Genomic DNA, 8,055 nt, shown 5'->3' on the forward strand with positions numbered 1-8,055 from the left:
AGCGCCAGCAGCGCGATCAGGCTTGCCGCGCGCACGGTCTCGGCGGCGGTCATCAGCGAGCGGCGCGACATCCGGTCGGCCAGCACGCCGGCGGGCAGAGACAGCAATAGGAACGGCAGCGTCTGCGCGGTTTGCAGGTAGCCGGTCTGCGCGGCAGTGGCGCCCAAGGCCAGCACCGCATACAGCGGCGCGGCGGCGAGCGCGATCTGCTCGGAAAACTGTGCGGCCAAGTTCGACGCCGCCAGGCGGCGGAAAGCGGAGGGCAGGGTGGGCATGGACGGGACGGCGGGCGCCGCAGAAACGGCAAGGGCACGATCATGATCGTACCCTCGCGGCCCTGCACTCCGGTCCTTGCTCGGACGCGTCCCGGTCAGGGAATCTGGGGGTAGTCGCCGAAGCCGTCAGGCCAGGTGGTCAGCACGTCGTAACCGGTCTCGGTGACGACGACCATGTGCTCCCATTGCGCGGACAACGAACGGTCCTTCGTGACGACCGTCCAGCCGTCGGGAAGCTGCTTGGTCTGCGGCTTGCCGGCGTTGATCATGGGCTCGATCGTGAACATCATGCCGGGCTGAAGCACCAGGCCTTCGCCGGGGCGGCCGTAGTGCAGGACCTGCGGGTCGTCGTGATAGATCTGGCCGATGCCGTGGCCGCAGTATTCGCGCACGATGCTGAAGTGCTCGCGATGCGCGACGGTCTGGATGGCGTGGCCGATGTCGCCCAGCGTGGCGCCGGGCTTGACGGCCATAATGCCTGCGCGCATGGCTTCGTACGTCGTGTTGACCAGGCGGCGGGCAAGCGGACTGGGCTGGCCCACGTAGTACATGCGGCTGGTGTCGCCGAACCAGCCGTCCTTGATGACGGCCACGTCGATGTTCAGGATATCGCCGTTCTTCAGAACCTTGGCCGACGGGATGCCGTGGCAGATGACGTGGTTGACCGACGCGCAGATGGTCTTGGGAAAGCCGTGGTAGCCGACGTTGGCGGGCGTGGCTTTCAGCACGTTGACGATGTAGTCGTGACAGACGCGGTCAAGCTCGTCGGTGGTGACGCCGGGGCGGACGTGTTCGCCGATCATGTGCAGCACTTCGGCCGCCATGGCGCCCGCCTTGCGGGCCATTTCGATGTCGGCGGCCGATTTGATGGAAACCTTCTTGGCCATTTACGCGGCCTCCTGCTGTAAGGGTTGCGGCAACCCTTGCGAGAGGGAGGCGATGGTGAAGCCTTCTGCCTGGTCGATGCGGATCAGCAATTGGCAGATGTCGGCGTGGCGCAGTTCGGGATACAGCTCGGACAGCATGCCGATGCGCATCCAGTGTTCGGCCTGGGAATTGATCGAGCGGCTGAGGGCGCCGCTGGCGACGCGCAGGTTCTCATGCATCTGCTCGGAAATCTTGACGATACCCATAGTGGACGTTCCGTATATGTTTTGTATATGGAACGTATCGTACTGCGGCGCGGGGCCGCGTGCAAATCGGCCCTCAGGCTTCTTTGCTTTCCTTGCTTTCCTTGCTTTCCTTGCGCGGCTTGGCGCGCGTGGACTTTTTGGCGGCGCCGGTGCGCGGCGCATCCTTCGGTGCCGGCGCGGCCGCGGCGGTCATCTGTTCCATCCACATCAGCGCGTCGGTGTACGACAGGAACTGCTGGAGGTAACCGGGCGACATTTCGCGCATCAGGGTCAGCGCGCGGTGCACGAGCTGGTTCGAGTTGAGCGGGCCGGCGTTCTTATGGACGCGTTCCTGAGATTGGCGCACCTGGCGGTCGGCGCTGAAGCGGGACCAGAGCGCGCGGAATTCGTCGAGCAGCGGCAGCTCGGGGTAGGCGGCGCGCAGGCCTAGCGGGTCGCGGGAATCGTCGGAGCCAAGATTGGCGATCAACTCGGCCAGCGGTCCGCCCGACACGGCGTCTTGCGGGGCCTCTGCATCAGCCTCAGCGTCTGCATCCGCAGCCGCATCCTCCGCGCCGACCAACTCCCCCTCATACGCCGCGATCAGACCCGCAAGCCGCTCGTCCAGCCGCTGACGCACCGCGCCGTCGTACGCGCCCGCGCGGCGGTCCAGCGCGTCGATCAGGTGAAAGCGCAGCGGGTTGACGCGATCCGCGCCGCTGGCGCGCCAGGCGTCCAGCACCGCGCGCGCGTCCAGGCCTTCAGCGCGGCTGCCGTCACTGCTCACCGGGCTTACCCGCTTCGTTGGACGGTTTGGGAATGGGCGTGATTTCCACGCGGCGGTTCTTGGCGCGGCCTTCCTCGTCGGCGTTCGACGCCACGGGTTGCTCGGCGCCAAACGCCGCGGCAAACACCGTTGACGACGGCACGCCTTCGTCGATCAGGGCGCGCGTCACCGTGAGCGCGCGCTGGGCGGAAAGGTCCCAGTTGTCCGCGAAGCGGCGGTTGCCTTCGCGCACCTGCTGGTCGTCGGTAAACCCGCTGACCATCAGGATTTCGTTGTGGGTCTTCAGGTAGGCGGACAGCGGCTCGATCAGGGTTTTCAGGATCTCGCGGCCCTCGGGCTGGAGCTGGTCGGAGTTCAGCGCGAACAGCACGCTGCCGCTGATGCCGATGCGGCCGTTGATGAGCGTCACACGGCCGGCGGCCAGGGGGCCCGCCAGCGCCTGCTCCAGTGTCTCGCGGCGCTGGGTTTCTTCCTGGCGCTGCTTGACCTCTTCTTCCAGCCGCGTCGACAGTTGCAACTGCACCGCGACGACGCTGACCAGGATGAGGACGAAGGCGCCCAGCAAGACGGACATCAGGTCGCCGAAGACGGCCCAGGCGGGCGCCGATGCCTGCACGCCGCCGTCGATATCCTCGCTCATGCCGATTCCGCTCCGGCGGTGGCGCGCTGGGTGGCCAGCTGCTGCAGATTCTCGATGATCTGCTTCTGTGACATCAGGCTCAGGTCGACGACCTCACGGGCCTGCGCCACGTAATAGGAAAGCTGCTCGTCGCCGCGCGCGATGGACTTGTCCAGCGCGGCTTCGATGCGTTGCAGATGCGCCGTGAGCTTGTCGTTCGATTCGCCGAAGGCCTGCACCGCCGCGCCAAAGGATTCGCCCAGGCTGGCGACTTCGACGGCGCTGCTGGTGACCAGCGACGCCACCTCGGACAGCTTGCCGGTTTCGGATTCGACCTGCGCGGTGAACTGCGCACCCACGCGCTCCAGCATGTCGGCCGACGAGGCGACCAGCCCGTCCACGGCGGTGCGCTGCTCGGCGGCGGTGTGGTTGACGGCGTCCAGCAGCGTGCTCAGCGTTTCAAGCAGGCGGTTGCGTTCCTGCAGCATGTCGTTGTCGCGCACCATGCTGTCCGACAGCTTCTGGCGCAATTCGCCGATGACCTCGGCGGCGGCGCGGGGCGCTTCAGAAGCCGCTTGAACCAGACGGCCGATCTCGGCGATGGTTTCGCTGGCGTGGGCCTGCGTCTGGGCGGTGATGTCCTGCGCGGTCAGGTTCAAGGTGTCGCAGATTTCTTGCTGCAAACCGGCGGCCTGTGCGCCTGCCTGCTGCCATTCGGTGCGCAGCGCGTCGGCCATGGCCGCCAGCTTGCCGGTCCAGGCGGCGAGGCGTTCCTCGTCGTTGGCCGCCAGCGCCGTTTGCAGGGCGGTGTGCGATTGCTCCAGCGTCTGAAGCAGCTCGGTGGCTTGCGTGCCGAAGGCGGCGGACGCGGTTTCCAGCGCCTGGCGATTGTCGAGGGCAAGTTGTTGGCCGGTTTCTTCCTGGCGCGCCTGCGCATCGATCCAGGCCTGCGTGACGCCGCCTGCTGCCGTTTCCAGACGCGTCGACACGCTTTCCAGCAGGGCGGCTTGCTGCTGCGTCTGGGCGGTGATGTCGCGGGCGGTCTGAGCGAGCGCGTCGCCGATTTCGAGTTGGCGCAGGGCGGCTTGCGTGCCGGCCTGTTCCCATTCCTTGCCCAGCTTGGCGGCCATTGCCGTCAGCGAACCCGTCCAGGCGGCCAGGCGTTCCTCGTCGCGCGAGGCCAGCGCGGTTTGCAGGTCGGCGTGCGATTGATCCAGCGTGCGCAGCAGCGCGTCGGCATGCTGGCCGAAGGTGGCCGCGGCCGTTTCCAGCGCGCGCTGATTGTCGGCGGCCAGTTGCTTGCCCAGGTCTTCCTGCCGCGTTTGCGCGTCGCTCCAGGCTTGCGTGACGCTGCCCGCCGCGGTTTCCAGCCGGGACGACACGTCCTGCAGCAAGCGGGCCTGCGCCTCGGTCTGGCCGGTGATGCCGCGCGCGGTCTGGGCCAGTGCGTCGTTGATTTCCTGCTGACGGGCCACGGTGTTCGCGCCGGCCTGTTCCCATTCCTGGCCCAGCTTGGCGGTCATGGCGCCCAGCGTATTGCTCCAGGCGGCAAGGCGGTCTTCGTCGCGGGCGGCCAAGGCGGCCTGAAGCTCGGTGTGCGATTGGTCCAGCGTGCGCAGCAACGAGGCGGCGTGCTGTTCGAAGGCCGCCGTGGCGGCTTCGAGCGCCGCCTGGTTGCCTGCGGCCAGCTTGCCGCTGGATTCTTCCTGGCGGGCGAGGGCGCGGGTCCATTGGTCCGACACGCCGATGGCGGCGGCTTCCATGCGGGCCGACACGCCTTCCATCAGCGCAGCTTGCGCCGCAGCCTGCTCGGCCACGTCGCGCACGGTCTGCGCCAAGGTGTCGTTGATTTCCTGCTGGCGGGCGGCGGCTTGCGCGCCAGACTGCTCCCATTCCTGGCGCAGCGTGGCGCCCATCGCGCCCAGCGTTTCGGTCCAGGCGGCCAGGCGCTGTTGATCGCGCGAGGCCAGATCCGTTTGCAGCGCGGCGTGCGAGGCGTTCAGCGTGCGCAGCAGCGATGCGGAATGCTGTTCGAAGCTGGCTGCCGCGGCGGTGAGCGCCTGCAGGTTGTCGCCCGCCAGCTTTTCACCGGCTTGCTGCTGGCGCGACAGGGCGTCGGTCCAGGCCTGCGACATGTTGCCGGAGGAGGCTTCCAGGCGCGCCGACACGCTGTCCAGCAGGTTGGCCGAGCGTTGCTCGAAGGTCTGGGCGAAGCGGTCGAGCGAGGCGCGCAGGTCTTCGGCCATGGCCTCGCTGGCGCGCTGCTGGCCGGCCACTGCCTGGCTCCAGATGCCGGCAACATCGGTCGTCGCGGCTTGCAGGCCGGCGGTCAGGCCTTCCAGCTGCTGGCGCACGGCCTGCGAGACCGTGTCCTGCAGCGTGGCGGTTTCGCGCGACAGGCTATCCATGGTGGCTTGCACGACGGGCTGCAGCGCTTCGCCGGCGGAACGCGCGCTTTGCGCCACGCTGTCCTTCATGGACTGTTCCATCACGGATGCGAGGCGGGCGTAGGCGGCTTCGGCCTTGCCCTGGAAGGCGGTCTGGCTGGCGATCTGGCGTTCGTTCAGCGCCTGATTCTGCTGTTCCATGCTCTTCATCATGGATTCCAGCTGGCCGACGATGGCGGGCATCGCTTCGGCCTGACGTTGCATCACTTCGGCCTGGCGCTGGAGCAGCTTGAAGGATTCTTCGCGCTGGTAGCTTTGCGAATACACGCGCAATGTGGTCGCGGCCTGGGTGTCCAGCAGTTGCGCGGCGTGGACGCGGTCGCGGCGGCACAGGGCGGCCAGGAGGCCCAGCATGGCGGATGCGGCGACGCCAGCGATTGAGGTGCCGAACGCAAAGCCCAGGCCCTTGACGGGTGCGGCCAGCGACGCGCGGATCGCGGCCAGATCGGTGGAGCTTTCAAGCGCAAGGCCGGTGCCGCGCAGCGTCACGACCATGCCGAGGAAGGTGCCCAGCATGCCCAGCAGAACCAGCAGGCCGACGAGGTAGGGCGCCAGCGATGGCCCGGGCAGGCCCACGCGTTCGCCTTCGATACGCAGGCGCGCCGCGTTGCGCAGGCCGGCCGGCACCTTGTCCAGCCAGGCGCCCAGGCTGCCGGGCGCTTCCTTCAGGTCCGTCACGGCGCGTGACAGAGCAGTCGTTGCCTGCTGGTAGCGCAGCAGCTCGAGCGCGCCGGCCAGGTAACAGACGCCGATCAGCAGCGTCACGGCCAGCGCCAGCGGGTTCGTTCCCGCGTAACCGGCGCCGATCCAGCCCACAACGGCCAGTCCGGCCAGGAAAACCACGATATTGATCAGAGTCTTGGACATAGTGTCCTAATTAGCTGGTGCGAAGGGCGGCAAGCAACCCTTCGACCGGTTGTAAACGAACATCCAGTTCGGCCAGCAGCACGGCGCGCATGTCGGCGCGGAACGTGTCCAGCCAGGCGCCCGCGGTAATTGCCGGGACGGGCGCCGCCGCGTTGGCCGGCGCGGCGTCAAGGGCTGCGACCGCTGCATCGCCGTCGGCCCTTGCATTGCCGTCCGCCTCCGCTGCGGTATCAGCTGGCGCGTCGGCGTCAGCCAAGTCCTGCGCCTCGGCAGCAGCCTGGGTTTCGGCGGCGGCCAGCGCCGCTTCCTCGGCCTTGCGCAGCCGGTCAAAGTGCGTCTGCAGCAGCTTCGGAATCGCGCCGAGCAGAGCTCGCTCTTTGGGCAGCAGCGCGCGGTCCATGATCGCGTCCACCACGGCCAGGCGGGTCCATTCGCCATTGCGCGCCGCGACCATCCCGCGCAGCCGGCTGCGCAGATTGCCGATGCTGGTCTCCATCGTGTGCTGCAACGACAGATACCGCTGGCGAAAACTCGAATAATCGAACTCGTCCTCCGCCAGGACGGCAGCCAGTTTCTTGGCTGGCGCAGGTACCGGGGCAATTCGCTTGGCGGCCGTGGCCGCCGTGTCGCTGGCGATGGCGTCCGCCAGGGTGGTGCGCACGCGCACGCATTCGCGTTCTTCGGCGCTGCTGAACAGGCGGGCGCCCGGCGCAATGACCGGCGGACTTGTGTTCAACGCCGCCGACAGGGCGATCGCGTCCGTCCAGCCAAGCCATTGGCTCAGATGGTCGGATAGCGACTGCCTGGACTGCTGGACATCCGCGTCCGTCAGGCGAGTCAGCAAGCGAATGAGCGTCGGGCCGCTTAAACCTGTGCGCTGGGGGGCTTGCAACATACCACCAGAGTCAAAAAGGGGGGAGTTTACACGCTGCGACGGCCCGGGAGGGCCTGCCCGGACGGTCCGGGCACCCATCCTGGTCGAAAAACGGGGTCGCATCATGAACGCTGTATCAACGGCGCCGCAATACTGTGTCGCCGCCCAGCGAGCAGGAACCCTGGGCCCGCATGGCCGTCGAACGTTGCATGAATGCCCGTACCCCCTGGCGATTTGCCCGACGACTTCTCATCCTTGCTGCGTTGGCCGCTCTGGCGGTCTGGGCCTGGCCGCGTCTGCCGGAGGCGGCGCGCGCGCCCTGGCATATGGCGCGGCTATCCTGGCAGGACGCGCCCGTGTCGCTGCCCGTGCCGGTGCAGGGCGTTGCGCCCCGGCGGCTGGCCGATACCTGGGGCGCGGCACGGTCGGGCGGGCGCACGCACCAGGGCATCGATATTTTTGCCAAGCGCGGCACGCCGGTGGTGTCGGCGACCGAAGGCGTGGTCACGCGCATCGGCGAAAACACGCTGGGCGGGCAGGTCGTCTGGGTGATGGGACCGGGCCGGCAGATGCACTATTACGCGCACCTGGATGGCTACGCGGATATCCGCCGCGGCCAGCTCGTTGCTCCGGGCGACGTCCTGGGTTTTGTGGGCAATACTGGCAACGCCCAAGGCACGCCGCCGCATCTGCATTACGGCATCTACGCGGGGGGCGGCGCGCTCAACCCGTATCCGCTGTTGACCGCGCCCAGCGCAACGCAAGGTTCGTCCATGCCCGTGTCGTCCGCGCAATAGCCCTGCAACCACGCCGCTGCGCGGTGTAGATTGGTGCCCAGGCGAGAACAACGGGGCAGGCAGTCCCGCACTTTCCATGGACTTTCTGATTGAAACGGCGGCCCGCGCGTTGGCCGCAGGCGACCCGCTGGGCGCGCTGAATCAGGTGGCGCTGCGCAGCGACGCGCCCGCGCTGGCCTTGCGCGGCATTGCCTTCGCGCAACTGGGCGATCTGCCACGGGCCAGGACGCTGCTGCGAAGCGCTGCCCGTGGGTTTGGTCCGCGGCAAGCGGTGGCG

8 protein-coding genes and 1 pseudogene are annotated in these 8,055 nt (G+C 67.9%); 2 read left to right on the plus strand and 7 right to left on the minus strand.

The genetic code is table 11. The features are described from left to right. The 7 genes from B3446_RS23405 to B3446_RS23435 form a co-directional block, all read right to left on the minus strand. On the minus strand, positions 1-275 hold a 275-nt coding region (locus B3446_RS23405), incomplete at its 3' end, for an MFS transporter (RefSeq protein WP_291385772.1). Positions 276-370: 95 nt separating this feature from the next. Continuing rightward, positions 371-1,162: a type I methionyl aminopeptidase gene (gene map, locus B3446_RS23410; RefSeq protein WP_291385774.1), complete on the minus strand. Its 792-nt coding sequence runs from the start codon at positions 1,160-1,162 to the stop codon at positions 371-373. Next, positions 1,163-1,408: a ParD-like family protein gene (locus tag B3446_RS23415; protein ID WP_175121249.1), complete on the minus strand. Its 246-nt coding sequence runs from the start codon at positions 1,406-1,408 to the stop codon at positions 1,163-1,165. It lies immediately after the preceding gene. Positions 1,409-1,481: 73 nt separating this feature from the next. Then, positions 1,482-2,174, minus strand: a complete 693-nt coding sequence (locus tag B3446_RS23420) for a DUF2894 domain-containing protein (protein WP_291385777.1) — start codon at positions 2,172-2,174, stop codon at positions 1,482-1,484. Continuing rightward, complete coding sequence (locus B3446_RS23425) at positions 2,164-2,814, minus strand: OmpA family protein (RefSeq protein ID WP_291385779.1); 651 nt, start codon at positions 2,812-2,814, stop codon at positions 2,164-2,166. The genes B3446_RS23420 and B3446_RS23425 overlap by 11 nt, the downstream gene beginning before the upstream one ends. Then, positions 2,811-6,107 carry a DUF802 domain-containing protein gene (locus B3446_RS23430; RefSeq protein WP_291385781.1) on the minus strand — a complete coding sequence of 1,099 codons (3,297 nt, stop codon included), beginning with the start codon at positions 6,105-6,107 and terminating at the stop codon, positions 2,811-2,813. Before B3446_RS23430 ends, B3446_RS23425 begins: the two co-directional genes overlap by 4 nt. Positions 6,108-6,117: 10 nt before the next feature. Further along, the gene (locus B3446_RS23435) at positions 6,118-7,002 is read right to left on the minus strand and encodes a DUF3348 domain-containing protein (RefSeq protein ID WP_291385785.1); all 885 of its coding nucleotides are present in this window, start codon (positions 7,000-7,002) and stop codon (positions 6,118-6,120) included. Between the two features lie 188 nt (positions 7,003-7,190). Here B3446_RS23435 and B3446_RS23440 point away from each other — a divergent pair, with 188 nt between their 5' ends. Further along, positions 7,191-7,778, plus strand: a complete 588-nt coding sequence (locus B3446_RS23440) for a M23 family metallopeptidase (protein ID WP_291385783.1) — start codon at positions 7,191-7,193, stop codon at positions 7,776-7,778. Positions 7,779-7,854: 76 nt separating this feature from the next. Next, a pseudogene (locus B3446_RS23445) lies at positions 7,855-8,055 on the plus strand (helix-turn-helix domain-containing protein); the annotation flags it as partial.

This window comes from Achromobacter sp. UBA5777, from assembly GCF_002418565.1.
In the GTDB taxonomy this organism is placed as follows: Bacteria; Pseudomonadota; Gammaproteobacteria; order Burkholderiales; family Burkholderiaceae_B; genus Achromobacter; species Achromobacter animicus.